Raw genomic sequence first — 25,546 nt, 5'->3', positions numbered from 1 at the left:
AAAAAGCAACTGGAAACCGGGAATAAGGAGATCGAGACAAAAGATGAAACAACATTTTGACATCCGCAATAAACCTATACTACTGTTTACCTTCGTCCTGCTGCTGAAAAGTGCGGTGGCCTGGTATGTTGTCTTCAATGACGGGCCTAACTGGGGAACACTGCTCACAGAGATCCCGTTCTTCCTCATTGTATTCAGTCTGATTGAATGGCTGGCCAGTAAGCGGAAGATTCTGTACTATATGGTGGCGAACCTGTTCATTACGCTGATCTATTTCGCTGTACTGATGTATTACAAATATTATGGTGTCATCGCTACATACCACGCCCTGCAGCAGGCGGATAAAGTGACCAAGGTCGGGGAGAGCACGTATTCGCTTATTACGCCGTATTATCTGTTCATTTTCGTAGATGTGGTGTTCTTCCTGTTCCTGATGTTCCGTCCAAAATATATTTCGCTCTGGAAGCAAAGAGGTGCGGTGCGGATCAGCCGTCCGGTGCTGAGTGTGATTACTGCTGTCTCCTTCGGGCTGTGCATCTTCAATGTCTGGCCGAATCATGCGAGCATGAATGAGACTAAGAAGGCGGAGAGTATGGGTATCCTCAATTATGAGGTGTACACCTTATTTGCCGATACAACGGAGAAGGAAGAGCTTATCGACAGCAAAGAGATTACACAAAGTGCGGTTAATGATTTAAAAGGTATTACTGTACCCGGATCCCCGCAATATTTCGCGGCTGACCGGGGCAAGAATCTGATTATGGTCCAGATGGAATCGTTCCAGAATTTCCTGATCGGGCTGACCATAGACGGGCAGGAGATTACTCCGAATATTAACAAGCTGGCACGGGAGAATACGTATTTCAATCACTTTTATACCAATGCGGGCCAGGGGACTACCTCAGATGCTGAATTTGTGGTCAATACTTCCTTCTATGTGCCTAAGAACGAGCCAGCTACGTCTTCCGGTTATATGAACAAATCCTTGCCCAGCCTGCCCGGGCTGCTGAAAGCAAACGGTTATGCAACGTATACATTCCATACGAACAGCGCCGATTTCTGGAACCGTAAGGCGCTTTATCAGGCGATCGGGTTTGATAAATATTATGACCAGAGCTTCTATGGTGACGATGACCATATTGCTTTTGGCTCCTCGGATGAAGTGCTGTTTGCGAAGACTGTACCGGAGCTGGCTGCGCTGGATGAAAGGGAAGAACCGTTCTATGCGATGGTAATCTCCATGAGTGCCCATCATCCGTTCCGCATACCTGAGGAGAAATACCAAATGACGCTGCCCGAACAATACGAAGGAACCCTGCTGGGTAATTATATCCGGGCCCAGAATTATGCTGATTATGCGATGGGACAATTTCTGGAGGAGCTGAAGGCCAGCGGGGTATGGGATGACAGCCTGGTTGTCTTTTACGGTGATCATCAGGGGGTTCCGCTTTACACGCTTGGTGATGACGAGAAGACTGGGCTTAAGGAGCTGATCGGTCATGAATACGGCTATGCAGACCTGTTCAATATACCGTTCATTGTCCATTCGCCTTCGGGAGAGCTGCCTGCGGTCATCGGGCAAGCCGGCGGGCAGGTCGATATTCTGCCGACAGTAGCCAATCTGCTGGGCGTATCTGTGGAGCAGCAGCTGCATTTCGGGGAGGATCTGCTCAACCAGCAGACGAATCTTCTTCCGGTCCGGCATTTCCTGCCGACAGGCTCCTTCATTAATGACTCAAGTGTTTATGTGACTGGAGAAGCTTATGCGGACGGGACGAATTACAGCAGAACAGATAATTCGATTATCGCTGGAGGTTCTACCGAAGCGCAGTTTAATGCCGTGCAGCGGCTGCTGAGCTTGTCTAACAGCTATCTGGAGCAGCTGCCGGACCGTCCGGATGTTGCGGCAGAAGAATAAAGTATTAATATGAAAAGAAGGCAGACCCGCACAGCCGCAAATGGCCGCCGGGTCTGCCTTTACTTATGTGCAAGGAATTTAGAGCGAAGGCACGAATACAATCCGTTGCCGGTTATCTTCAGGAGTGTTCCATACCTCCTCAATACTGGACAGCGGATGGACTGCCGGCTGCAGGATAAGCTTGCCGCTGGCGATCAGATCGATCAGTGCCGGGAACTCAGCTAAGTATCCGGCGGGGGTGATGGAGCCCTGGCCGCTGCCGATGAGCTGAAAGTTGGCCGAACGGAGCGCAGCGGAAGGAATGCTGGCATTGGCTCCGGCAACGGAGCCGATCTGAATCCAGGTCAGCAGCCGGCTGCGGTCCGGGCGGCGGGTCAGCAGCGGAAGCATGCCCAGCTCTGCGGGCTGGCCCCACAGATAATCAAGCACGATGTCCACTTCGGCCGCAGCCTCCCCAAGCCGCCGGGCTGCTTCTTCCGGGTCACCGGCAAGTGATACGGTGGCATCGGCGCCAAGCCGGCGGAGCGCTTCGAGGCGCTCCGGGTCGCGGCCGGCAGCAATGACCTGGCTCCCGCCTAGCAGCTTGGCAATCTGGACGGCCATTTGCCCGGAACTGCCGGTTGCGCCGAGCACCAGCACTTTGAACCCGGGCTGAACCTGGATTCTGCGGCGGAGGGTCACCCAGGACGACATAGCGGGGTTCATTGCGGCGGCGATGAGCACCGGATCGGCGTGTGCGGGTATAGGCACGCTGCGCCGCAGGTCAATCACGGTTTGGTCAGCAAAGGATCCCAGCGCAGTATCGGTGGCCACGAAATAGACCCGCCGGCCGTCCGGCAGCCGGCCCACCCCGTCGATTCCGGGGATCAGCGGCAGCTCATCCGTGCTGGTATAGTGCGAGCCGTCCGCCTGGGCGCGTACGCGGAGATGCAGTCCGGCAGCAAGCACTTCGACAAGAGCTTCGTGTTGTCCTGACGGCTGGGGTGCAGCGAAAGTCTCATATTTCGGAGCAGAATGAAATGAATGTACAACAGCAGCGTGCATAAGATTAGCCTCCATGTGCCACAAGTGGCATAAATTTGTTTGTGGAACAAACTAAAAAGTTTGTAATACAAACAATATAGTTTGTTCCGCGTACAAAGTCAACAAATATTGTGGTACAATATGTAAGGCAGCCGGCGGCAAACACGCTGGTACATAAAACTGGTAAAGACCGGAGTGAGTGATCCAAATGATTAATTACGGTAAACCTTTAGATAACCTGGACGATCTTACAATTGTCGACAGCCTGGTGCAGGTCTCCTTCCTGATTCAGAACATCCTTGGGAGAATTGGCGCTGAGCATGATCTCTCCATTATTCAGATCCGGCTGCTTGGCATCCTGCGTGACCGTGAGCCAAGCATGCTGCAGCTGGCCCGGCATCTGGGCCTCGACAAATCCAGCATTACCGGACTGGTCGACCGTGCCCAGCGCCGCGGACTGGTGGAGCGGACGGTATCTGAGACAGATAAGCGGGGTTTCAATGTTAAGGCGACTTCTGCAGGGTGGCAGATTATTCATGAGGCCGGTGAACGGATCGAGCAGCAGATTACAGCATTGACGGCAGGGCTGACAGAGACGGAGCAAGCGCAGATGATAATGTTTGCCGGCAGGATTCTGGCCGCTGCCCCGGGGGAGAGCCGCTGAACCCTATGGCGCAAATGATCAGGAGGATCGCATGAAATTTCAACCCATCTATGCTGACGGGAAAGTAATGCTGCCGGAGATTGACCTTAGTCCGGCATTAAACGAGGCGACCAGCATCATAACAGACGTGAAGCGAAAGAAGCTCCTGTTGAGCCAATTAGGGGATCATACCCGGTATTATGTGCTTCAGGCCGGGCAGAACGAATATCTGCAGTTAACCGTGGAGGAGCTGATGATCTTCCTGCTCAGAGTTTCGGAGAGGAGCGAACGCATCGGGCCGCTGATGGAATATTTCGCTCTCAAGGAAGAACGGAAGATTAAGATTAAAAACTTAAGCTCATCCAAAAAGGTATATGTAACCTTGCTGCGTGTCTTTTTTGCGCATCAGCCTTTACTTGTACTGGAGGAGCCCTACTTCTATCTGGAGGAACAGGAGCGCCGCCATTTCAAACGGATTCTGGAGGAACTGTCGAAGGACAAGCAAATCTTAATTCTAACTTCAAATTTAGAGGATGCCCTTATTTCCTGTGATGTGATATACCGGTTGAACGAGTCCGGACTTCATCCGCTCGATATTCAGGACGCCGAAGAGGGGAAGCCGGAGATGCTGAAGCCGGATGAGGCGAATATAACCCTGCAGAAGATTTCTACCAGAAGGAATGACAAAGTGATTCTATTTAATCCGCCGGAAATTGATTTTATAGAAAGTGTAGAGGGCTGCATCCTTGTTCATGTGGGCGGGGAGAATTATGACTGCGCGCTTACGTTAACTGAGCTTGAGCACCGTTTGCTGAATTTCGGCTTCTTCCGCTGTCACCGTTCCTACATTGTGAACCTGCAGAAGGTAAGAGAGATCATTACATGGACGAAGAACAGCTACAGCCTGCGGCTGCATACAGGCCAAGATTCCGTGGTTCCGTTATCCCGGTCCAAATTGCAGGAATTAAAGGCGCTTTTGAACATTTAATTTCCGGGGAAATAGGGTCAGCTTGGCGGGGAGTGGTACCATTCAGGGGGGGACAGCTACATTTCGGCCGGTTTTGATGGCAGGAAATACACAATTTGTATATCTTATTGTCATCAACGTTAAGGAAGTGAAATGTATGGATGTTATCGAAGTAAACCGGATCCGCAAGCAATTCGGCAGCAAGGATGCTCTGGAAGATGTCTCCTTTTCCATTCCAAAGGGTGAAATCTTCGGGTTCCTTGGTCCAAGCGGTGCCGGAAAAACAACCTTAATCAAGCTTCTTACCGCACAGTTAAATCCGACCAGCGGACAGGTCCATGTATTTAATGAGCCGGCGGAGATGATGCAGAAGTCTGCGCAGAAGATGCGTTTCGGTATTTTAACAGACAACAGCGGCCTGTACGAGCGCTTATCCATTGAAGAGAATCTGCAGCTGTACCGTAAACTATATGATCTTCCCAAATCTTCAGTCGATCAGGTGCTGCAGTTTGTAAATTTGAGCGGAGAACGTAAAAAGAAGGTCAAGCTCTTATCCAAAGGAATGCGTCAGCGTGTGCTGCTGGCCTGTGCAATCATTCACAAACCGGAGCTGTTATTCCTGGATGAACCTACTTCTGCCCTCGACCCGGTGAACTCCATACATATTTATAAAGGCTTACGCTATTTAAATGAGCAAGGGACAACGATTTTTCTGACCACGCATGATATGGCTGAGGCCGAATTATTGTGCAGCCGTGTTGCGATTCTGTATCAGGGAAGGATTCAGGCCATCGGTTCACCGAAGGAGCTTAAACGGCAGCACCGGGAGAACGTAGTTTCGGTTGAGTTAACTGGCGGGGAAGCTTACGAGCTTCCGGTCGGTGAGAAGACAGGTGAGCAGATCGCCGACTGGATGAGGCAGGGATTGATTGACCGGTTAGCAACCAAAGAGCCGAGTCTAGGGGATATTTTCATTAAAATGACAGGAAGTGAGCTGCTATGAATATCTCATACAAACGTTCCCTGGCGATATTTGTGAAGGATTATAAGGAGTTCTCGCGTAATTATGCGCTCTCCATTATGCTGGTCTTCCCGGTTATTCTCGCCGTTCTGTTTCGCGGGGCAGGCGCTTCTTTGCCGGGAGCCAGCGGTTTCCTGTTCAATACTTCGTTTGTTCTGCTGACATGCTTCGCTCAAGCCTGCCTGATTGCAGAGGAGAAGGAACGTAACACCTTGCGGTCGTTAATGATGACTCCGGCGACTACCATGGATGTTCTGGCCGGTAAAAGTGCCCTCGTCTTTGCAATGTCTGTGGTTATTCTGGGTATCAGTACGCTGATATTTGGCTATAAGCCGGTTAATATTTGGGTTTTTGCAGCGGTTATCTTGCTTTCGATTATTCTCTATACAGCAGCCGGGACGATTTGCGGTTTATACTCGAAGACCGTGCTTGAATCATCTTTATCGATACTTCCTGTAGCAACCATATTTATGGGGGCGCCTTGGGGAGCGGTATTCGTGAAGGACTATCCGGTCCTTAAGGTGCTGGATTATGTGCCTAGCAGTCAGCTTGTACATTTCTTAGGGATAAGCAATACAGGCTATACGGCGTGGGATATAGTAAAACCTCTGCTGATTACTCTGATATGGACAATTCTATTAACATTATTGTCTGTTGTTTTGTATGTGCGGCGGTTAAAGGATGAGTAGCAGATAAGCTTTATTATACAAATAAGCCTCCAGCGATGGAGGCCTTTTGCATATCCCTATTCCATATCCAAAGAGCCCTTCACCCTTGCCAGATATTCTGCAAAATAGAACAGCAGCAAGCCCAGCAGGAAAAATCCGGTGCCGAGCAGACATTCGCCGGCTATCCGGGCAAGGAGTGACGTAAATCTGTCTCCTTCGGTGGCTACAAGCGCTTTCGTTGCCTCTACCCCTCTTGTCAGCGGGAAAAATTCAGACAGCCTGTACATCCAGCCGGGCATATGAGACCGTGGGTAGCTGGCTCCGCTGAGCAGCAGCAGTAAGCTTGCGAGCAGATTGGCCCAGATATGCATGGATGGCGACCACAGCGCAAAGCTGGAGATGACAAACCCCAGTCCGCAGGCGGCAAATATTGAAGCAGCCCAAACGAGGCTAAGCCAGGCCAGCTGCCCGAAGGAGAAGCTGAGTCCAAAGACCAGTATACCGAAGGCTAGACCAAGCACTGCCGTGAACAGGCCGCTGAGAATGTGGAATACTGAACGGGCAAAGAATACAGCAGCTTTGCTTGCAGGGCTTGCCACAACCAGCTGCAGCGTACCCATCTGGCGGTCTGCGGTGATGACGGTCATCATGCCGAAGACGGCATTCAGCACGCATAACAGAAGAGCGTTAGACACGACATAACCGGCCAGATTGCTGCTGTGGTAAGCATACTTGGCCAGCATAGCAAAGAACAGCAATTGACTTAACGGATTGATCACCATAACCATCAGATAGACCCCCGGACTCAGCCAGCCGAACAGGGCCTTGAACGATAAGTGGGCATGGCGGTAAAAACGGGCAATAGCTTCCATCTCAAAACACCCCCAAATTCCCATGGATTCTGGCCCGCTTCTCCACAAGCCGGTAGCAGACAAGAGAAATAATAAGATATATGACGGTTAATAGCAGCAACACACCCCAGGCTAAAATAAGCTCACCCTGCGCTGCGCTTGTCCGGCTGATCATCCGCAGCAGCTCAATGGCCCAGGTAGGCGGCAGCATCCACGATACCGGCTTTATCCAATCCGGCAGCAGAGTAACCGGGAACATGAATCCGCAGAGCAGATACACGGGATATTCCAGCATATTCATCAGGGCGTAAGCCTGACGGGATAAGGTAAAGAGTATGGCCAGGAAGAAAGAGAACACGGAGAGCGAGCATAAGACAAAGAGGTAGGCCAGGATAAAATGCAGCGGATGGCCGATGACCATAGGAACACGGTAAAAGACCGCTAAATAGACATAAGAAATCAGCATCGACAACAGTCCCCAGAGGGTGTTGGCTGTGATTTTACCTGCAAGTGTAAGCCCGAACGGGACGGGTGCGGTAAATAACAGCTCTAAGGTTCCATAGTACTTCTCGCGGTTAACATCACTGGCAGAGGAGAATACAATGGAGGACCAGAGTGTGATGAACCCGGAGCCCAGCACGACATACTGGAAAATCTGTGCGGAAGAGGACTTGCCGTAAATTAATATAGCTATCGTCGAGAACAGGAAGGGCGACAGGAATATAATGAACTGGAACATCGGACGGGCGAGCGAGAGCTTCATATGTACCTTTATCGTATGGAGATAGGATCTGAATTCTGGCGCAGCGGTCAGCTTCAAGAGACCTCACCGCCTATCATTTGAATGTAAACATCTTCTAAGGTAGGCGTTGTAATGGACAAATTGGCCATTCTGGCTGCACCTGCAATACTGTAGAGCTCCATCACCAGCTCTTGCGGTGTACGGGTCTGGATGCGCAAATGCTCCAGCTGGTCCGGCTCCCCGGCCTGCAGATTAAGCACCGCCGGGTGGTTTGCAATATTCCCGTGCTCTTCCTCCGTTAGTCCAGGGATGCTGCAGGCTATCACAGAGATCTGGTCGATCCTCTTCTTAAGCTCTTCAGGGGTATCCAGTATTGAAATTAAGCCTTGATTAATAAAAGCGATCCGGTCGCAGAGCTCATCCGCTTCAGGCATATAATGTGTAGTGAGCAGAATCGTTGTTCCCTGCTGCTTCAATCCGCGCAAAATATCGCGCAGCTGCCGCGCGCTTACCGGATCGAGGCCGATCGTCGGCTCATCCAGAAACAGAATTTTCGGATCATTAATCAGACCCCGGGCAATTTGCAGCTTTTGCTTCATCCCTTTGGAGAAGGTCTCCACTCTCCGGTGTGCGACCTCTGTTAAGCCTACCAGCTCAAGCAATTGCGGAATTCTGCTCTTCTGCACAAGGCGGGGCACCCGGTATAGATCGGCAAAATATACAAGATTATCATACGCGGATAACCGCCAATACAGATTGCGTTCTCCGCCGAGGATAAAGTTGATCCGGGGACGCAGCTGTTTGAAATCCTTCACAGGGTCAAGCCCGAGAATGCGCACCTCGCCGGAGGTAGGAGCAAGCATGGTGGTCAGAATTTTAATCGTTGTTGTTTTGCCTGCGCCGTTTGGGCCCAGTAAGCCGATAATCTCCCCTTCGTGAACCGAGAATGTGATCCCTTGCAAGGCTTCGACGGTCCGCCGCTTCCGCTTGAACATCCCCTCAGTGGTTTGATAGGTCCGTTTCAAATTGCGGACTTGAATAATTTCCTCGTTAATCATAAGATCAATACCTTTCATATATAAGATAAATATCTAATATTAAAATAGCACTGCATTTCTAAAATTTGCAAGTATATTTTTCATGCGAAAATAAAAAACGACCGCCGGGGTCACCGGAGATCGTTCCATACTACATATTATCCACTTCAATAAATAAACTAAGATCCTTCAGCAGCTTGTTAAACCTGGCCTGGTTAAGCCTGAAATATTTGATATTGCCGGCCTTCTCCTCGATAATCAGCTCAGCCTGCTTCAAAATTTCCAGATGATGCGACACTGTCGCGGTCGTGATATCCAGTGCGTTCGCCAGTCTTGCCCCGTATTCCCTGCGCTGATGCAGCATCCGCAGAATCACGATCCGGTTCCGGTCGGATAATGCTTTCATCTGCTTCTCCAGCTCCTGGCTTTGCTCCAGTATATTCAGCTGGGCACTGTAGCAGCCATAGATTACGATACAAGTATTGTGATCGAATAGCCGGATACGGTGGGGGGACAGGTAGTAAGAAGGGATGAAATAATAGGATTGATAGCTGCTGACTCTCTGAAAAGTTTTGCCCATCAGCTTCTGTGCTAACGGGAGCGGCTCCAGTCCGAAAGCCCGGGCGTTCTGCAGGGCAGCCTCATACAGGCCTTGCCGGGTCTCTTGCTGACTCCGCAAAGCTTCTGAGGCGGCAATTTCCGTCAATACAAGATGGATGGAAGCGCGGATGGACTCAAGCTCCGTGAGCAACACCTTTATAAATTCCGGTTTATCGCCGAAGGAAGAGTATTCAGCAGACCCGAAATCAGCAATTGCATCCGGATTCTGCAAGCCTGAAGCAATCTGTTCCTGAGTCAATTCCCCGCCCAGCAGGCAGCCCAGATAAGCTTCATCAGAGAGCTTCGCTATTTCATCCAGAAATAACGTTAAATCGTTGAAATAAGGGAACGGTATAAAAAATTCATATAAATACATGAAATCAAAGCCGTTTCTGCTTCTCCAGCCGGCAAGAAAGGCAATGGATTCAGCAGATAAAGCTTGATGCATAAGCCCATGCTCATGCTGTGCATACGCATGCTGCTCAGGCACGGCATAGCTTGACAGCAAGGCGATTGCTTCTGCTACAGAAGAGATTGTATGTATAGCCGCCGGTGTAACCTCGTGCTCACTCTGTTCTAGCGCCACTGGGCATCCTCCTTTACTCTCATTTCAACATAAGAGAAGCGGCTTACTTTGTCAATCCGGCCGGAGGTTGTCATAGCAGGGATGCCGGGGTAATAGAGATTAACAGAAGAGTTCAAGGTTCCGGGTCCGGGAAGGGAGCCGGGGAACGGAGGGATGAGTGATGGCGTTACAGACGATACCGGGTATCAGCCCAGTTCAGGCAATTACAGCATACGGCGGCACACAGAGTGATGTCAGCTCGCTGGAGAAGCAGCGGAGCCGGCTGATGAGCGAGCTGGATAAGGTGAATGCGGCGGGGGATGGCGGGGTGCAGGGCCCCCGCCGGGAGCAGCTGCAGCGGCAAATCCGGCTGCTGGAGGTCCAGTTGGCCCGCAAAACCGGGAGCACCGCTTCCGCTGATATTGCTTCTGCCGTTCCCGTGAATCAGAGCCCGCAGTGGCGGATGGAGTGGAAAGGCGGATTCAAGGGCATCGGCCAAACCGATCCCCGGGTGGCAACAGTAGATGCAGAGGGCCATTTCAATGCGCTGATCTAGGGCAGGAATGACACAATGCGGCAAATGTCCGGTGACAAGCCGGCTTTGCCGCATTTTTGTCTTATATAAGCATTTAGAGAACGGTATCATGGTGTCCAGATGCGAAAAATAAATATTTGTGAGGAAATGAAAGGGACTTTATACTAATAGTGCAAGGGCATCATGACAATGCCTGGAATATATTTCAACAAGAGGGTGTTATCAATGAAGTATTCTGTAGGCCGAAGCGCAAAGCTTGATATTAAGGAAGCTGTAGCTGAAGCCACTGCCGGACTCTCCGCGCCAAAACTCCTATTGTTTTTCGCGGATGTAGAGCATTTCGGGCAATATAACGAAGAGATCAAGGCACGGTTTGGTGACAGCATCCTCCTGGGGTCCAGTACCTTTGCCGGCTTCTGTAAGGATGGAGCCTATAAGGAAGGCCTGCTTGTCATGGGGATTGACGAGGGCATTGAATGTTATGCGGATGTGCTTGAAGAAGCGGACCGCTTCCCGCTGAAGTATGTGGACCGGATCAACGGCTGCCTGGACAAATTCAATAATTTGCAGGACATCATCTGCTTCGAAATTTCGGCAGCCTTGATAAGCTGTGAGGAGCTTGTGCTCTCTACACTGAATTCTGTACTGGAAGAGAAGGGGATCCCCTTGTTCGGCGGTTCGGCAGGAGACTATGGCCGGGCGGAACGGACAATGATTTCCTTGAACGGCAACGTATACAATAATGCCTGTGCTTTTGTATTCATCAAGAATCTTGGCGGGAAGATCCGGCTCTACCGGGAAAATATCTATAAACCGACAATTCACCATTTCACTGCCACCAAGGTGGATGAGCGGAACCGGATTGTCCACGAGTACGATAACCGGCCGGCTGCCAGGGTTGTGGCGGAAGCGCTGAATACTACGCTAAGCGAGCTGCCGAAATATCTGGACAGTTACCCTATGGGGCGGATCATCGGTAATGAAATGTACATTACGGCCAATCAGATGGTTACAGCGGATCAAGGGATGTCCTATCATGCCAAGGTGTACAACAACTCGCAAATGGTTCTGCTTGAGCCGGATGATTACAAGGCGGTAATACATAACACGATTGAAACGGTAAAGCGGGATATCCCGCAGCCTTCCCTGGCGCTGATGGTGAATTGTCTGGCCCGGTCCATGCTGTTTGAAGGAGACGGGTATTTGAATGAGTTCGCACAGGAAATGAGCGCAGCCCTGGGCGATTATGCTGGCTTTGCCGGATACGGCGAGCAGCTGGGGCAACAGCATTTTAACCAGACGATGGTCTTGGCTGTATTCGAATAGTGAGGCGGTATACATAGATGAAATGGTTCAAATCAGCAGGTAAAACAGGCGTGAGTGGGCAAATTGCAGTAACTTCGCAGCCAATAGAGGAGGTGAGCTCTGATGATGTACCTGGTTATAACCAGGAAGTGTTATACGGTATTATGCATATTGAGAAGAAGCTCGGCCAATTCATGAATGAAGAGGTTATTGTCACCCAGTCCATTCAGGATATCGGCACTACCTATTCACAGATTAACGGCATTCAGGATATGATCACGAAGCTGGATGACAACTTCAACCAGTTCAGGCAGTATGTCCGGAAGATTGACGGCATGATGAATCAGACGGAAGCCGCAGTCAGCCAGGCAGACGATAAGATAGGCGTATTGTCCGAAAAGCTGGACGGGACCTGCGGGCAGCTTCATTCCATTACCGATGCGTTTCAGATCCTGGAGCAGAACTTCAAGCATATTATGAATATGTCTGCCGGTATAACGGAGATCGCCAAAAGCACCAATCTGCTTGCGCTTAATGCATCCATTGAAGCAGCACGGGCTGGTGAAGCCGGACGGGGCTTTGCGGTTGTGGCCGAAGAAATCAGGAAGCTGTCCAGCTCAACCGGTAAATTAGTGAATGGTATCGACAGCAGCGTAGAAGCGCTTTATGACAGTATTCATTCGCTGAAGGGAAATATCCGGCAGACTACGGACACTATTCAGGACAATTTCCGCTATGCCCAGAATGTCCAGCAGGATTTCAAGGAAGTGACTGAATGTACAGCGGAAGTGAAGAGCTTCAGCAGTCAGATTATTACCGGGATTGAACAGACAAGCTCGGAGATCAATGATGCGGCTTCCGGTGTAGGTTCTGCAGCAGCGTTAGTGACTTCGCTTGGCAATAAGCTGGAGCAGCTGAACCTTAGGCTCAGCAAGCGTTCTATTATTATTTGCAGTATTACCGACTTCCTGCAGCAGATAGAGAATCTGCTGAGTGATTCCATACGCCGCAAAGGAAAAAAACATCAAGCGTAAATGAACGTTTGACGTATGCTGTTCGTATTATAGTTATTTGCTGACACCAATGAAGAGGTGAGAGGGAATGCTGACGATCAGACATTTTTCGAAAAGCTATAAGGGCGGGAAAAAGGCAGTAAATGATTTGAGCCTGGTAGTTGAGCGGGGCGATATTTATGGCTTCATCGGGCATAACGGGGCGGGGAAAACAACGACAATCCGTGCGGTAGTAGGCGTGCTTGATTTTGAAGAGGGCGAAATTGAAATTGACGGAATATCCATCCGGCAGGACCCGTTAGCCTGCAAAGCGAAGATGGCTTACATTCCGGATAACCCGGATCTGTATGATCATCTGACCGGTATACAATACCTGAATTTCATTGGAGATCTCTTTAACGTGTCCAAGTCAGACCGCGAACGGCTCATCCGGGAATACGGCGATGCCTTTCAGCTTACGGCGAGTCTGGGCGATCTGATCTCCGCCTACTCGCATGGGATGAAGCAGAAGCTTGCCATTATCTCTGCGCTCATTCATGAGCCGAAGCTGCTGGTATTAGATGAACCGTTTGTCGGTCTCGACCCCAAAGCGGCGCATACGCTGAAGACGATCATGGCTGATTTGTGCAGCAAGGGCGGAGCTATTTTCTTCTCGACGCATGTGCTGGATACGGCTGAGAAGCTCTGCAATAAGATAGCGATCATTAAGGCGGGCCAGCTGATTGCCCATGGCAAGACCGAAGAGGTGAAGGGGAAGAACAGCCTTGAGGATGTATTCATGGAGCTGATCGACAATGATTAACATCTGGAGGTTAACGAAGCTGCAGCTGCTGTCCTCCTTCGGCCTCAATAAGGCGCTGCATACCAAAGATCCGGCGGAGCGGCGCAAAGCGCTTGTGCTCAGCATAGGTATTATTGCCGGCATACTTATGGTAGGAGTATTGTCATTCAGTTACAGCTACATGCTGGGGATGGCGTTTGCCGTGATCGGGCGGATGGATCTGCTGCTGGCCATTATGATGGCGGTTGTTTCGCTTGTCGGCTTCTTTACAACGGTATATAAGGCAGGCGGCGTATTATTCAGCTATAAGGATTATGATATGGTGATGTCCTGGCCGGTGAAGACAAGTCATGTGGTGGCAAGCCGGGTGCTTCAGCTGTATGTGATGAACCTGTTCCTGACGCTGCTGGTCATGCTGCCGGCAGGTACTGTGTATGCGATACAAGTGAAACCGGGTCTGCTGTTTTATCTGTTCTTTCTGATGACGCTCTTATTCATTACCTTACTGCCGATTATAGCGGCCACGGTTATCGGTGCGTTGATCAGCTGGATCTCCTCACGGTTTAGAGCGAGCCGGATGATCAGCGTGATTTGCACTTTCGCCTTTGTGGTCCTGCTTATGCTGGGCTCGTTCCGGCTGGAGAGCGGCAAGCAGGAGCTTGCTGATGTCGGTGCCGGGCTGGGTGACAGCATCTATAAGCTTTATCCTCTGGCGTCGGTGTACGTCGATGCGGTCTGCTCGTACAAGGGAAGTGCATTGATTGTCTTTATTGCCGGATCCTTGCTCGCCTTTGTGCTCTTCTCGATGCTGCTGGCAACCCGGTACAAGGCCATCCACACGGGCTTGATGACCACTCATGCAGGCCGTAAATATACAATGAAGCCGCTGAAGGCCAGCTCAGCCATCCAGGCATTGTACCAGAAGGAGCTGCGCCGCTATTTCAGTTCAGTCAATTATGTGCTTAATACCGGCATCGGCATGGTTTTATTATTGCTCATGTCCGTTTCCTTATTGTTCATCAGCCCGGAGAAGCTCGGGGTGCTGGTCGATGCCCCGGAGCTGTCGCATTACTTAAGTACAATGAGTCCGCTTGTGGTATCCGTCTTTGTCATTTTGAGCTGTACGTCATCAAGCTCCATTTCGCTTGAAGGGAATCATCTGTGGATATTACGGAGCGCGCCCGTATCCAAAACAGCCATTGTGCTCAGTAAGGTAGCCGTAAATCTCACGATTACCCTGCCGGTTATAGCCGTGAGCTGGGTGCTGCTTGCGCTTACGCTGCGGAGCGCCTGGGTGGACACTATATTAATGCTTGTAATTCCGGTACTCTTTGCCTGCTATTCCGCAATACTGGGCGTTATTGTCAATCTGAAGCTGCCTAAGCTGGAATGGACCAGTGAAGTTTCGGTAATCAAGCAGAGCGCAGCGGTTCTGGTGGCGATGATTCTGGGGATTGTAAGTGTGATTATTCCTGGAGGACTGCTGCTGCTGGGTAAGGTGAATGGAAATCTCATTTTGCTAGGATACGGTATCCTGCTGGCAGCGGCCTGTGCCGGGATGTACAGGTACATCCGGAGCAACGGGGAACGGTTGTTCCGCGAGCTGTAATTCGGTTAATAACCCGCTCCCCCTGAGAAGGGCAGTATAAGCTGTCTTTTTCCAGGGGAGCGGGTTTCTTCGTTCTGTTACACAGTCTTGGTTCCGCAAGCCATGAAGAACAACATCATCGCATGAGCATCAGGTGAACGGTCGAAAGCCGTATAGGATGTATTAATATCTTCATACTCCTGTTCAGTGATGATTCCTTTCTTATAGAACCCGCTAAACCGGTTAATATCAAACTGCCGTTTGAAGCCTTCCATCCCATGGAGATCGCTATGCTGAAGGGCGGCTTCCATGTCCACATCTGCATAACCGGAGTCAGATAACAGACGCGGCAGGCTCCGGCCGATATGCCGGTTACCGCCTCTGGCAGCCTGCTGCTGTGCTAATTTGCGCAGGATTCCGGGCAGTGCTTCCATTTCAGGAGTTACCGCGCCGAAGACACCATCATCCACATCGATAATGACCAGCTTACCGCCCGGCTTCAGCACCCGCTGCAGCTCCAGTGCTGCCTGCAGCGGATTGTGCAGATGAAGGAAGATCAGGCGTGCCACTACGAAATCATAGTAATTATCAGGTAAGCCGGTTTCATACACAGACGCATGTGAGAACTTGAGCCGGGATTGCGGGAAGCGGCTTAACCTGCTCCTGGCTTCATCAAGCAAAGCATCATCAATGTCGAGCGCGGTGATTTCACTGTGCGGCAAATGCTCAAGCAATAGGTCTGTAACAAATCCCGGACCCGCTCCGGCCTCCAATACCTTCATCCCGTCTTCCAGTCCAAATTGCTTAAGAGTACGGAATTCCTTGGCCCAGCCCATCTGTGCTTGTTCCTGCAGGCGCAGCAGCTCTGCTTCTGCCCCGTTAGTAACATTCTGAAAGTTATACGTGGAGTTGCGGATGTTCATCAGTATTCCTCCCGCCTGTCTATTTGCAAAAACATGGATTTTGCTGATTTTACCATAGCAGCGGTGTTGGACAATGTAACTTTATTCTCTTAGGACTGTACTTTTTGATGGCTGAAATGATTACCGGTAACGCCCGATCCTGTATCTGACCTGCTCAAGTACGGGGGCGGCCATCGCTCTGGCCTTACGGGCACCTGCATCCAGAATCGCGTCGATCTGCTCCCGAGAGGCCATCAGATCATTGTATCGCTTGCGCGGCTCCTCCAGTGCACTATTTACAACCTGGAACAGCTCCTGTTTGGCTTCGCCCCAGCTGATTCCGCTTAAGTATCTGCTCCGGAAATCCTGAACCTGGCCGGGCGTGGCGAACTCTTGATATAACAAGAAAATGTTCGAGGTATCCGGGTCCTTCGGTTCATGCGGAGGGGTAGAGTCTGTTTTGATTCTGCTGATCAGCTTCTTCAGGTTATCGGCCGGTTCAAAGAGCGGAATGGTGTTGTTATAGCTTTTGCTCATTTTCCTCCCGTCCAGTCCGGGGATTACAGCCGTATGCTCAGGGGCGATATAATCAGGCAGCCTAAAGGTATCCCCATAATTGCGGTTGAAGGCTTCGGCTATATCCCTGGCAATCTCCACATGCTGAATCTGGTCTTTACCGACAGGGACCTTGCCGGACTGAAAGAGCAGAATGTCCGCAGCCATCAGAACGGGATAAGTGAACAGCCCCATATTCACACCGCTGTCGGCGTCCGCGCCTGCCTGCATATTTTGTTCGTGAATGGCTTTGTACGCATGGGCACGGTTCATCAGACCCTTCGGAGTCAGGCAGGACAGAATCCATTGCAGCTCGAAGATCTCCGGCACATCCGACTGTCTATAGAAAATAACACGCTCCGGATCCAGTCCCAGGGCCAGCCATGTAGCCGCAATCCCGTAAGTCAGCTCGTTAAATTCTTTCCTGTCCTGAATGAAGTTCAGCCCGTGATAGTCCGCGATGAAGTAGAGTGCGCTGCAGCTACCCGTTCCGGCCATTTGCAGTGCAGGCTTGATCGCTCCGATATAATTCCCCAGATGGACTTTGCCCGTAGGCTTAATTCCGGTTAATACAATTTCCTTGCTCATACTATCCCTCCGCCTATGTAATCAAAAAGGGGTCCCCTCATCCTGTAAAGGACGAGAGAACCCCGTGGTACCACCTTAATTAGCCCGGACAAGTATCCGGACCCGCTTAAACGTATCGCGGCATCGCTATCTGCCTGAATACGCGTCTCCTGTAACGATGAGACCTTCGCCAAAGCCTACTGCCTAAATAAAGGTTCGGTTTGGATGCTCAGAAGCCCACTTCGGCATAATCCCTGCACTGATTCGCACCATCCATCAGCTCTCTGGAGTATTCGTTATGCGTACTCTCTTCGTCATTGCAAAGTTGTATAATAATGTATTACTGTATTTTTACAGCACAATCAGGCAGATGTCAATTATTTATTATCAAAAGTGAGGAAGTGAGTATATGCAGGCTATCCGTGCAAAGCTGGAAGATTATATCACTACATACCTCCGGCTATGGGATTTCTATGGTGTTATCCAAGTGATCCGTAAAGGAGAAATATGGTTTGAGCAAGCGGGCGGTTATGCAAATCTGGAGTTTGGCATTCACAATACGATGGATTCCCGCTTCTCCCTTGCATCCATGTCTAAGCAGTTTACAGCCTTTGCAGTTATGCTGCTGTATGACAAGCAAATGCTGGACATTGATAAACCGGCCTGTTTATATCTCCCGGCAGAGCTGAAGATCGATGAGTCTGTTACGGTTCATCATTTGTTGTCGCATACCTCCGGACTCTATAATTTTTATAATTTTGAGGATGATTTTTTTGCCGGATATAACAGGCTGGAGTACTCGCGGACTGACTTCTTCCGGCAGTATATTAACAAGAAGCCTGTACAGCCGGCAGGCAGCGGATTCGACTACAATAACTCCAACTACAATCTGCTGGCCTGGATCATTGAGCATGTCTCCGGGGAGACGTATGAGGATTTCATCCGCAGCCAGCTGTTTCTGCCCCTGAATATGCTGAGCAGCGCGGTAGATAACGGCTGTACTGTGATTGCCGGGCAATCCGGCAAATACGTGAAAGACTACGGGACAACCATCAGATGCCCGTATCACAATGAGAAATTCAGCATAGGTGCAGGGGCTGTGGTTTCCAGCTGCGGCGATTTGTACAAATGGTATACCTGCCTGCGCGAACGGAAGCTGCTCTCGCCGGAGGTTTATACCAGATTCTTCAGCGAGAATCTTAACGGCTATTGCTATGGGCTGGAGTATTCCCGGGTGCATGGACAGGACAGGTATGCGCACGGCGGGGATCATCTGGGAACCAGCACGTACATGCAGAACTTTTTTGCGGAAGATATTTGTATTATTATTCTGTCGAACAACGAAGGGATCAACCAGTACAGGCTGGGCAATGCTATCGCAGATATTCTGCATCAGGCGGAGGTGGAGGAGCCGGTGCGGCATGCAGAAACGGACTTAAGCGAGAGCGGTTTGGCTGAGTACTGCGGGACGTATCTGAAGGACAAAATTCAGCTGGAGCTTATTAACGGAAAACTCTATTTTACGAGATTCTGCGGCAATCTGCATATTGAGCTTTATCCGGCTGGTGAGGGGAGATTCGCCCGGAGATACTATGACCAGTTCCAGCCCTATACCATTACGGAGAATGAGCAGGGCGGGAAGAACTTTTTCGGTTACACCCGGAATACCCCTTGAAGTTGCCGCGGCGTCAAGTGATACGATAGACAGGAGATCTCGGGAAGGAGCACATGATGAACAGGTCTGTTGCTATACATCATTTGTCGGAGCAGCTGGGGCTGACGAGCCGCACGCTCCGCCACTGGGAAGCAGAAGGGTTATTTGACAGCAGCCGGGACCCGTCCTCGGGCTGGCGGGTGTACGATGAGCATGCGCTCTTAAACATCCGGATTACGGCGGTTTTACGGAAGATGGATATTCCGATTAAAGAAATTAAGCCGGTTATCCGGGAGAATTCTGTTAGAGGACTCCGCGTGGTGATAGCGGACAAATTGAGTTCCCTCAGGGAATGCAGGGAGGAAGTATGGCTTGTTGAGCAGCAGCTAACCCGGGTTATGGAGTATCTTGGACAACAGGACGAAGACAGCCAGACCCTGGACAATATTCTGACAAGGATGGAGGCAGTATTCATGAGTAAGTTAACCGAGCAACATGTACTGAGGATCGTTACTTTACCGCCCATGCGGGTAGCCTTTAATATCGCTGTGGATTTGTCACCAGAGGACAAAGCCATTAAGCCCATAGTTGAATGGCTGGAATCAGCGCAGCTGCTGGGGACGGCGCGGCTGTTCGGCGGCAATGTGAAGCCGATGCCGGGAAGTGCAGGCAAGCCTTATGGCTATGGCATGTGTGCCACCATTCCGCAAGGCACAGCTGTTCCAGAGCCGTTCAAGGAAATGATGCTGCCGGGAGGACTATACGCCCTGCTCGATAGCAGCGACGATATCGGCGGCTCGTGGACTGTATTAATGGATCATTTATCGCATAGCACGAAATACCAATCAGACCGTTCCAGGCTGTGCTTAGAGGAGCATATCCGGAATGATACTCCGGCGGGCGGCGGCAATGAGTATCACTTGAATTTGCTGGAGCCGGTAATAACCAAATAGCAGGGTGCAGAGGCGGTCTTCATCAGTGAAGTGCCGCCCTGCCACCGGAAAGGAGAATGAATGAGATGAGTATTGAGTTTCAAAAAGTGAGCGGTTTTCAGCGGGGAACCCTCCTCAAGCTTTTGAAGGATGCGTATTCGTTTGACAGCAGGTATGAACAGAGCTGGATTGCGGACTGGGAAGCCATGGACAGCTTTTTCTTCGATAATCCGGCCATAGCGGATGAATACGGGCTGATCACAACGCTTAAGGGTGAAGCGATCGGCTTCGTCGTCTGGGACCCGAGGAACTTACCGGAGTCTGCGGAGCTCGGACATAACTGCATTGCCTCAATCCATAAAGGTAAAGGCTACAGTAAGCTGCAGCTTCAGGAAACATTCAACCGGATCATCTGCAAGGGTGCTAAGACCATTCTGGTGACCACAAATGATGACCTGATTCCCGCACAGCGGATGTATGAAAGTGCCGGGTTCACATTGGTTCAGAAGAGAAAAAATGAAGATATCGCAGGGTTTCCCTGTGAGCATTTGGATTATATTTTTCATACATAAAGTTTGGAGGAATATAGGATGGAAGTTAAATTAATTAAAGCGCAAGCGGAGGATGCGGCAGCGATTCATGCAATGCAGACCCAGGCATTCCTGCCCTTACTCGAGAAGTATCAGGATCATGACACCAACCCAGCTAATGAAACTGTAGAGCGGACAGTGGAGCGGATTAATCAGGCTCATGCGGATAAATATATTATCAGTTGTTCAGGAGTTGCGGTAGGGGCGGTAAGAGTAACAGAAAAGGAGAATAAAAAATACCGGGTCGGCCGGATTTTCATTACACCTGAGCACCAGGGTAAAGGAATCGCCCAGCAGGTGTTTGCCCTCATTGAGCAAATCTATGCTGATGCAAAATCCTGGGAGCTGGATACCATTATGCAGGAAGCAAGAAACTGCTATTTGTATGAGAAGCTGGGTTACAAAAGAACCGGGGAAACCCACGAGATTAATGACAAGCTTACCCTGTGCTTTTATGAAAAGGAAGCTTAATTAATGTCCACGATTGCCTGCTTACATTAGCTGTCCGCAAGTCGGGTACTTTGGTGCCTTTCCGCAGGCTTAACGTCTCTCCTGTCCGTAGCATGTAGCCAGTCACTTGTACAACCGTTACGTGACTGGCTATTTTCTGAATAGGGGGCCTCTTCTCTGGAAGGGGCTTTTTTGCGCCTGGGCTTAGCTACAGACAAGTGCTTGACAAGCCGAAAAATTAAAAGTAAAGTAAGAATATAAATTATCTTAATTTAAAGATAATTATTGACCTAATATCTTAAAGTAAAGACAATGTAGAGATATCTTAAAAAACTAAAATCAGGAGTGAATTCAAATGAATAAACAAACAATGGGCATTCATCATATCACCGCTATCGTCGGACATCCGCAGGAAAATATGGACTTTTATGCCGGGGTGCTGGGATTGCGGCTGGTGAAGCAGACGGTCAATTTTGATGATCCGGGAACGTACCACTTCTACTTCGGCAATGAAGGAGGGAAGCCGGGAACGATCATTACCTTCTTCCCTTGGGCGGATGCCTATCAGGGTAAGATTGGCGGCGGCCAGGTCGGTGTCACCTCATACGTGATTCCGGCGGGAGCGATGGCCTTCTGGCGGGAAAGACTGGCGAAGTTCGGGGTTGCTTATACTGAAATGGAGCGCTTTGGCGAACAGGTTCTGGAATTCGATGATCCGCACGGACTTCATCTGGAGCTGGTAGAGCGTGAGGCAGGTGAGCAGAATACCTGGACCTTTGGCGTTGTAACCCCGGAAGTGGCAATTAAGGGATTTGGCGGGGCAACCCTCTTGTCCACGCATCCTGAACAAACAGCAGAATTGCTGGAGAAGGTGATGGGCCTTACTTTAATCGGGCAGGAGGGCGATATCGCCCGCTACCAGTCCACTGCCGATATCGGAAACGTGATTGATCTCAAGGTAACAGCTGTTCAGCGCGGGGAAATGGGAGTCGGCACCGTACACCATATTGCCTGGAGAGCGAAGGATGATCAGGATCAGCTTGAATGGCAGGATTATGTGCATGATAATGGATACGGGGTAACAGCTGTAAGGGACCGCAACTACTTCAATGCGATTTACTTCAGAGAACACGGCGAGATCCTGTTTGAGATTGCCACCGATCCTCCGGGCTTTGCCCATGACGAATCGCCGGAAACGATGGGAAGCAGCCTGAAGCTGCCGGCCCAGTATGAACCGCACAGGGGGCAGATTGAGCAGGTACTGCTGCCGTTCACCGTAAGAGAGCTTGACTAATTCCGATTCAGGAAAAGAGGAGACAATATAATGATTGCGATTGATCCAGTGCAAAATACCGAGCGGGATAACTATAAGCTGCTGATAGGAAGCATTATTCCGCGGCCAATAGCTTTTGTAACCACCTTGTCGGGTGACGGGGTGTTAAACGGGGCCCCGTTCAGCTTCTTCAATATTGTCTCCTCGAACCCGCCGATGATCTCCCTCTCCATTCAGCATGCCGGCGGCAGGCATAAGGACACAGCGCGGAACATTCTGCACAATAAGGAATTTGTCGTCCATATTGTGGACCGGCAGAATGTCGGGCAGATCAATATTACCGCTGCCCCGCTGCCGCCGGAACATAGCGAAATAGCGTTAGCGGGAATGACACCGGCAGACAGCCTGCTGATTAAAGTTCCGGGAGTAGCAGAGGCGAAGGTGCGGATGGAGTGTGTGCTTGAGCATTATGTAGAGCTGCCGAATAATGATCTGCTGATTGGAAAAGTGGTGCAGTTTCATATAAATGAGGACATCCTGGAGCAGGGGCGAATTGATCCGGCCAAGCTGGAGGCGGTGAGCCGGCTGGCGGGAAATGATTACGCAGGGATCGGCGACATCTTCACCATTGAACGGCCTGTCTAACGGATCTAACGATGCAGGTAATTTGAATACAGACACGGCAAAACCCTGGCGGAAGCGCCAGGGTTTTTAGTATGCACAAAAATAATTGCAATAGAGGATTGAATATGTTAATGTTGAAGAACTGCCGACAATTAAATGTAATTTAACACAGGTGACGCATTTTATTTATATTTTAATTGTAGCAAATGTACATCCGGTTTGTCAAGCGGACTTTTTTGAGAAGAAGGAGTGTTCAGGGGATGAAGAATCTGAGTGACTGGCAACAGGAGGAGCAGTGGCTGGAGCAGGTTAAGGAGAAGCTGCACGCGGAAATCGCCGGACTGGAGCCGGAAGTAGGCCAATTGAAAGAGCAGGCAGCCGATATCCGCAAAAGATTCTGGGAAGAGGTTACCGTCAATACCAGCACGGATGAGGACTTCCAGGAAACCTTTCTTACGGTTAACCAGCAGAGCATGGTCCTGTCAGAACGGGAACGGCGGTATGCGCGGCGGCTGCAGCAGTGGCGCAATATGAAGCGGCTGCTGCCATCCCCCTATTTCGGGCGGATTGACTTCCATGAGGACGGCCAGAGCACAGCGGAGCAGGTCTACATTGGTGTGTCCTCTTTTGCAGATACCGATGGCTTAAACTTCATTGTCTATGACTGGCGCACTCCCATTGCGAGCCTGTATTATGACTATCCGCCCGGCAGCGCTGCCTTTGAGACACCTGGCGGCCTGATCACAGGTACGATGGAACTGAAGCGGCAATACCTGATCCGTAACGGCCAGCTTCAGCATCTGTTCGATTCAAGTGTAACGATCGGTGACGAATTGCTGCAGCAGGTGCTCGGCAAAGGTGCGGATTCACAGATGAAAAGCATTGTTGCCACGATTCAGGCGGAGCAGAATGCGATTATCCGCAATGACAGCAGCCGGATGCTCATCGTACAGGGGGCGGCCGGCAGCGGTAAAACCTCGGCAGCGCTCCAGCGCGTAGCCTACCTGCTCTATAAACACCGGGAGCGGCTGACGGCGGACCAGATTGTATTATTTTCTCCGAACCCGATGTTTAACAGCTATGTTTCTACAGTGCTGCCTGAGCTTGGCGAAGAAAACATGCAGCAGGCCACCTTTCAGGAGTACCTGGAAACTTGGCTGGGAGATGATTTCCGGCTGGAGGACCCGTTCGACCAGATTGAATATGTGCTGACGGATCTTGATGGCGAAGGCTATGCGGCCCGTATGCAGGCGATGGAGTATAAAGCCTCGGAGACGTATCTTCAGGCACTTCAGGGATATTCACGGTGGCTGGGACACGAAGGAATGCTGTTTAAGGATATTATTTTCCGGGAACGGGTGATTATCTCCGGGGAGCAGATGAAATCGAAGCTATACAGCCTGGATCCTTCCATCCGTCTGGCGAACCGCATCGCCCTGGTGCAGAAATGGCTGCTTGAAGAGCTGGGCCGGCTGGAGAAAGAGGAGCAGGGGGCGGCCTGGGTGGAAGAGGAGCTGAACTATCTGGATTCCAGCCAATATGCGGAAGTGTTCCGGATGCTGCACAGTGAGCGGGGGGTCTTTGATTTTGCCGAGAAATTCGAACGGATTCAGGAAGTGATGCAGAACAAGCGCCGCAAGGATGAGAGTGACTTTGATTACGCCGAGCGTGAGGAAGCGCTGCTCAGCCAGATGGTCGTGAAGAAGCAGTTCCGGCCGCTGCGGCGGAGTGTGAAGCAGTTCCTGTTTGCGGATATCAGCGGGCTGTACCGTCAACTGTTCAGGGATGAACAGGCCTACAGGGAAATGACGGGTGAAGCCGGAGTGCCGGAGCATTGGACGGAAATCTGTGACCAGACCAAAGCGAAGCTGGACCGGCTCGAGCTTTTCTATGAAGATGCGACACCTTATCTCTATTTAAAAGAACTGATTGAGGGGACACGGACGAACACGCAGGTGCGCCATCTGTTCATTGATGAGGGGCAGGATTACTCCATGTTCCAGTATGAGTTTCTGCGGAAGCTCTTCCCCCGTGCCCGGATGACGGTCCTCGGTGATTTCGGCCAGGCAATCTTCACGCAGGCAACGAATCTGTCAGGAAGCCGCTCGCCGCTGGTTCAGCTCTACGGGGAGGAGGAGACCCGCCAGTTCCAGCTGGTCCGCAGCTACCGCTCGACCTTTGAAATCGTGGAATTTACGAAGCCGCTGCTGCCTGGCGGTGAGGCAATTATACCTTTTGAGCGGAGAGGCCGGAAGCCGGTGCTGGTAAAGACGCAGGGCGACGAGCAGCGGGCAGGACGTATAGCAAAGGATCTTGCTGCGCTGAAGGCTGAAGCCTATAACTCGATTGCTGTAATTACGAAGACGGCTGCGGAGAGTGTTGAAGCTTATGAGGCGTTGGAAGCTGCCGGTGTTCCAGGACTGCGGCTGGTTACCAAAAAGACACCGAACTTTGAGCAAGGCATACAGGTAATCCCGGCTTATCTGGCCAAAGGCGTGGAATTCGATGCTGTACTGATCTATGATGCCGCGCCGCAGACGTACCAGCGGGAGAGCGAACGCAAGCTCTTTTATACCGCATGTACACGCGCGATGCACCGGCTGCAGCTGTATACGAACGGCGAATGGACGCCTTTTGTGCAAGCGGTGGATGCGTCCCTGTATGAACTGGATGAGGGTTGAGCGAGTGGGGCTTACCGGTAACAGATGGAATAAATGCAGACACACGGTCTGCGGTCAAGGT

Annotated in this window: 24 protein-coding genes and 1 other annotated feature; of the genes, 17 read left to right on the top strand and 7 right to left on the bottom strand. The window is 50.8% G+C overall.

The window, feature by feature from the left end:
* Positions 1-43 precede the first annotated feature (43 nt).
* Entirely contained in the window at positions 44-1,918 is a 1,875-nt protein-coding gene (locus LOS79_RS12160) for an LTA synthase family protein (RefSeq protein WP_315419903.1), read from the top strand.
* A gap of 78 nt (positions 1,919-1,996) precedes the next feature.
* Here the strand turns inward: LOS79_RS12160 and LOS79_RS12155 are convergent, their stop codons facing one another.
* A complete protein-coding gene (locus LOS79_RS12155; RefSeq protein ID WP_315419900.1) occupies positions 1,997-2,962 on the bottom strand; it encodes a quinone oxidoreductase family protein in 966 nt (321 codons plus the stop codon).
* A gap of 187 nt (positions 2,963-3,149) precedes the next feature.
* Here LOS79_RS12155 and LOS79_RS12150 point away from each other — a divergent pair, with 187 nt between their 5' ends.
* From LOS79_RS12150 to LOS79_RS12135, 4 genes are all read left to right on the top strand, one after another.
* A complete protein-coding gene (locus LOS79_RS12150; RefSeq protein WP_315419898.1) occupies positions 3,150-3,605 on the top strand; it encodes a MarR family winged helix-turn-helix transcriptional regulator in 456 nt (151 codons plus the stop codon).
* A gap of 31 nt (positions 3,606-3,636) precedes the next feature.
* The gene (locus LOS79_RS12145; protein ID WP_315419895.1) at positions 3,637-4,572 is read left to right on the top strand and encodes a LytTR family transcriptional regulator DNA-binding domain-containing protein; all 936 of its coding nucleotides are present in this window, start codon (positions 3,637-3,639) and stop codon (positions 4,570-4,572) included.
* A gap of 136 nt (positions 4,573-4,708) precedes the next feature.
* Entirely contained in the window at positions 4,709-5,554 is an 846-nt protein-coding gene (locus tag LOS79_RS12140) for an ABC transporter ATP-binding protein (RefSeq protein WP_315422166.1), read from the top strand.
* The gene (locus tag LOS79_RS12135; RefSeq protein ID WP_315419892.1) at positions 5,551-6,261 is read left to right on the top strand and encodes an ABC transporter permease; all 711 of its coding nucleotides are present in this window, start codon (positions 5,551-5,553) and stop codon (positions 6,259-6,261) included. The genes LOS79_RS12140 and LOS79_RS12135 overlap by 4 nt, the downstream gene beginning before the upstream one ends.
* Positions 6,262-6,317: 56 nt before the next feature.
* On the opposite strand, the gene LOS79_RS12130 is transcribed toward LOS79_RS12135, so the two are convergent.
* The 4 genes from LOS79_RS12130 to LOS79_RS12115 form a co-directional block, all read right to left on the bottom strand.
* Positions 6,318-7,112 (bottom strand): ABC transporter permease, encoded by a 795-nt coding sequence (locus tag LOS79_RS12130; RefSeq protein ID WP_315419890.1) that lies wholly within the window; start codon positions 7,110-7,112, stop codon positions 6,318-6,320.
* A 1-nt stretch (position 7,113) separates the two neighbouring features.
* Positions 7,114-7,911, bottom strand: coding sequence for an ABC transporter permease (locus tag LOS79_RS12125; RefSeq protein WP_315419887.1), 798 nt, complete (start codon positions 7,909-7,911; stop codon positions 7,114-7,116).
* Positions 7,908-8,909 carry an ABC transporter ATP-binding protein gene (locus LOS79_RS12120; RefSeq protein WP_315419885.1) on the bottom strand — a complete coding sequence of 334 codons (1,002 nt, stop codon included), beginning with the start codon at positions 8,907-8,909 and terminating at the stop codon, positions 7,908-7,910. The genes LOS79_RS12125 and LOS79_RS12120 overlap by 4 nt, the downstream gene beginning before the upstream one ends.
* Positions 8,910-9,021: 112 nt before the next feature.
* Positions 9,022-10,056 (bottom strand): ArsR/SmtB family transcription factor, encoded by a 1,035-nt coding sequence (locus tag LOS79_RS12115; RefSeq protein WP_315419882.1) that lies wholly within the window; start codon positions 10,054-10,056, stop codon positions 9,022-9,024.
* 160 nt (positions 10,057-10,216) lie between these two features.
* On the opposite strand from LOS79_RS12115, the gene LOS79_RS12110 reads away from it, so the two are divergent.
* The 5 genes from LOS79_RS12110 to LOS79_RS12090 all read left to right on the top strand — a co-directional run bounded on the left by LOS79_RS12110 (position 10,217) and on the right by LOS79_RS12090 (position 15,278).
* The gene (locus LOS79_RS12110) at positions 10,217-10,591 is read left to right on the top strand and encodes a hypothetical protein (RefSeq protein ID WP_315419880.1); all 375 of its coding nucleotides are present in this window, start codon (positions 10,217-10,219) and stop codon (positions 10,589-10,591) included.
* Between the two features lie 204 nt (positions 10,592-10,795).
* The gene (locus LOS79_RS12105) at positions 10,796-11,896 is read left to right on the top strand and encodes an FIST signal transduction protein (protein WP_315419877.1); all 1,101 of its coding nucleotides are present in this window, start codon (positions 10,796-10,798) and stop codon (positions 11,894-11,896) included.
* A gap of 17 nt (positions 11,897-11,913) precedes the next feature.
* Positions 11,914-12,909, top strand: a complete 996-nt coding sequence (locus LOS79_RS12100; RefSeq protein WP_315419874.1) for a methyl-accepting chemotaxis protein — start codon at positions 11,914-11,916, stop codon at positions 12,907-12,909.
* A 67-nt stretch (positions 12,910-12,976) separates the two neighbouring features.
* Complete coding sequence (locus LOS79_RS12095; protein WP_315419871.1) at positions 12,977-13,690, top strand: ABC transporter ATP-binding protein; 714 nt, start codon at positions 12,977-12,979, stop codon at positions 13,688-13,690.
* Positions 13,683-15,278: a hypothetical protein gene (locus tag LOS79_RS12090; protein WP_315419868.1), complete on the top strand. Its 1,596-nt coding sequence runs from the start codon at positions 13,683-13,685 to the stop codon at positions 15,276-15,278. Before LOS79_RS12095 ends, LOS79_RS12090 begins: the two co-directional genes overlap by 8 nt.
* A gap of 77 nt (positions 15,279-15,355) precedes the next feature.
* On the opposite strand, the gene LOS79_RS12085 is transcribed toward LOS79_RS12090, so the two are convergent.
* Together LOS79_RS12085 and LOS79_RS12080 are read right to left on the bottom strand one after the other, a co-directional pair.
* The gene (locus LOS79_RS12085) at positions 15,356-16,180 is read right to left on the bottom strand and encodes a class I SAM-dependent methyltransferase (protein ID WP_315419866.1); all 825 of its coding nucleotides are present in this window, start codon (positions 16,178-16,180) and stop codon (positions 15,356-15,358) included.
* Positions 16,181-16,300: 120 nt separating this feature from the next.
* A complete protein-coding gene (locus LOS79_RS12080) occupies positions 16,301-17,302 on the bottom strand; it encodes a tryptophan--tRNA ligase (RefSeq protein WP_315419863.1) in 1,002 nt (333 codons plus the stop codon).
* A gap of 44 nt (positions 17,303-17,346) precedes the next feature.
* Positions 17,347-17,608, bottom strand: a binding site (T-box leader).
* Between the two features lie 82 nt (positions 17,609-17,690).
* On the opposite strand from LOS79_RS12080, the gene LOS79_RS12075 reads away from it, so the two are divergent.
* The 7 genes from LOS79_RS12075 (at position 17,691) to helD (ending at position 25,485) form a co-directional block, all read left to right on the top strand.
* Positions 17,691-18,956, top strand: coding sequence for a serine hydrolase domain-containing protein (locus tag LOS79_RS12075; protein ID WP_315419859.1), 1,266 nt, complete (start codon positions 17,691-17,693; stop codon positions 18,954-18,956).
* Positions 18,957-19,009: 53 nt separating this feature from the next.
* Complete coding sequence (locus tag LOS79_RS12070) at positions 19,010-19,888, top strand: MerR family transcriptional regulator (protein ID WP_315419856.1); 879 nt, start codon at positions 19,010-19,012, stop codon at positions 19,886-19,888.
* Positions 19,889-19,953: 65 nt separating this feature from the next.
* Positions 19,954-20,439: a GNAT family N-acetyltransferase gene (locus LOS79_RS12065; protein ID WP_315419853.1), complete on the top strand. Its 486-nt coding sequence runs from the start codon at positions 19,954-19,956 to the stop codon at positions 20,437-20,439.
* A gap of 18 nt (positions 20,440-20,457) precedes the next feature.
* Entirely contained in the window at positions 20,458-20,928 is a 471-nt protein-coding gene (locus tag LOS79_RS12060; protein WP_315419850.1) for a GNAT family N-acetyltransferase, read from the top strand.
* Positions 20,929-21,262: 334 nt separating this feature from the next.
* Entirely contained in the window at positions 21,263-22,201 is a 939-nt protein-coding gene (locus LOS79_RS12055; RefSeq protein ID WP_315419847.1) for a ring-cleaving dioxygenase, read from the top strand.
* A 30-nt stretch (positions 22,202-22,231) separates the two neighbouring features.
* Complete coding sequence (locus tag LOS79_RS12050; RefSeq protein WP_315419845.1) at positions 22,232-22,825, top strand: flavin reductase family protein; 594 nt, start codon at positions 22,232-22,234, stop codon at positions 22,823-22,825.
* A 239-nt stretch (positions 22,826-23,064) separates the two neighbouring features.
* Complete coding sequence (helD, locus tag LOS79_RS12045; RefSeq protein ID WP_315419842.1) at positions 23,065-25,485, top strand: RNA polymerase recycling motor HelD; 2,421 nt, start codon at positions 23,065-23,067, stop codon at positions 25,483-25,485.
* The last annotated feature ends 61 nt before the right edge of the window (positions 25,486-25,546 follow it).

The organism is Paenibacillus sp. MMS20-IR301 (assembly GCF_032302195.1).
Taxonomy (GTDB): domain Bacteria; phylum Bacillota; class Bacilli; order Paenibacillales; family Paenibacillaceae; genus Paenibacillus_AQ.
The sequence above is the reverse complement of the archived record's forward strand: the minus strand, read 5'-3'. Positions and strand labels throughout refer to the sequence as shown.

Excerpts from the sequence above, each read along its gene's own strand:
- LOS79_RS12135 (WP_315419892.1), top strand. The coding sequence starts at position 5,551 with ATGAATATCTCATACAAACGTTCCCTGGCGATATTTGTGAAGGATTAT.
- LOS79_RS12075 (WP_315419859.1), top strand. The coding sequence starts at position 17,691 with ATGCAGGCTATCCGTGCAAAGCTGGAAGATTATATCACTACATACCTC.
- LOS79_RS12130 (WP_315419890.1), bottom strand. The coding sequence starts at position 7,112 with ATGGAAGCTATTGCCCGTTTTTACCGCCATGCCCACTTATCGTTCAAG.
- LOS79_RS12145 (WP_315419895.1), top strand. The coding sequence starts at position 3,637 with ATGAAATTTCAACCCATCTATGCTGACGGGAAAGTAATGCTGCCGGAG.
- LOS79_RS12105 (WP_315419877.1), top strand. The coding sequence starts at position 10,796 with ATGAAGTATTCTGTAGGCCGAAGCGCAAAGCTTGATATTAAGGAAGCT.
- LOS79_RS12150 (WP_315419898.1), top strand. The coding sequence starts at position 3,150 with ATGATTAATTACGGTAAACCTTTAGATAACCTGGACGATCTTACAATT.
- LOS79_RS12080 (WP_315419863.1), bottom strand. The coding sequence starts at position 17,302 with ATGAGCAAGGAAATTGTATTAACCGGAATTAAGCCTACGGGCAAAGTC.
- LOS79_RS12070 (WP_315419856.1), top strand. The coding sequence starts at position 19,010 with ATGATGAACAGGTCTGTTGCTATACATCATTTGTCGGAGCAGCTGGGG.
- LOS79_RS12055 (WP_315419847.1), top strand. The coding sequence starts at position 21,263 with ATGAATAAACAAACAATGGGCATTCATCATATCACCGCTATCGTCGGA.
- LOS79_RS12095 (WP_315419871.1), top strand. The coding sequence starts at position 12,977 with ATGCTGACGATCAGACATTTTTCGAAAAGCTATAAGGGCGGGAAAAAG.
- LOS79_RS12065 (WP_315419853.1), top strand. The coding sequence starts at position 19,954 with ATGAGTATTGAGTTTCAAAAAGTGAGCGGTTTTCAGCGGGGAACCCTC.
- LOS79_RS12085 (WP_315419866.1), bottom strand. The coding sequence starts at position 16,180 with ATGAACATCCGCAACTCCACGTATAACTTTCAGAATGTTACTAACGGG.
- LOS79_RS12050 (WP_315419845.1), top strand. The coding sequence starts at position 22,232 with ATGATTGCGATTGATCCAGTGCAAAATACCGAGCGGGATAACTATAAG.
- LOS79_RS12140 (WP_315422166.1), top strand. The coding sequence starts at position 4,709 with ATGGATGTTATCGAAGTAAACCGGATCCGCAAGCAATTCGGCAGCAAG.
- helD (WP_315419842.1), top strand. The coding sequence starts at position 23,065 with ATGAAGAATCTGAGTGACTGGCAACAGGAGGAGCAGTGGCTGGAGCAG.
- LOS79_RS12120 (WP_315419885.1), bottom strand. The coding sequence starts at position 8,909 with ATGAAAGGTATTGATCTTATGATTAACGAGGAAATTATTCAAGTCCGC.
- LOS79_RS12110 (WP_315419880.1), top strand. The coding sequence starts at position 10,217 with ATGGCGTTACAGACGATACCGGGTATCAGCCCAGTTCAGGCAATTACA.
- LOS79_RS12090 (WP_315419868.1), top strand. The coding sequence starts at position 13,683 with ATGATTAACATCTGGAGGTTAACGAAGCTGCAGCTGCTGTCCTCCTTC.
- LOS79_RS12160 (WP_315419903.1), top strand. The coding sequence starts at position 44 with ATGAAACAACATTTTGACATCCGCAATAAACCTATACTACTGTTTACC.
- LOS79_RS12100 (WP_315419874.1), top strand. The coding sequence starts at position 11,914 with ATGAAATGGTTCAAATCAGCAGGTAAAACAGGCGTGAGTGGGCAAATT.
- LOS79_RS12155 (WP_315419900.1), bottom strand. The coding sequence starts at position 2,962 with ATGCACGCTGCTGTTGTACATTCATTTCATTCTGCTCCGAAATATGAG.
- LOS79_RS12060 (WP_315419850.1), top strand. The coding sequence starts at position 20,458 with ATGGAAGTTAAATTAATTAAAGCGCAAGCGGAGGATGCGGCAGCGATT.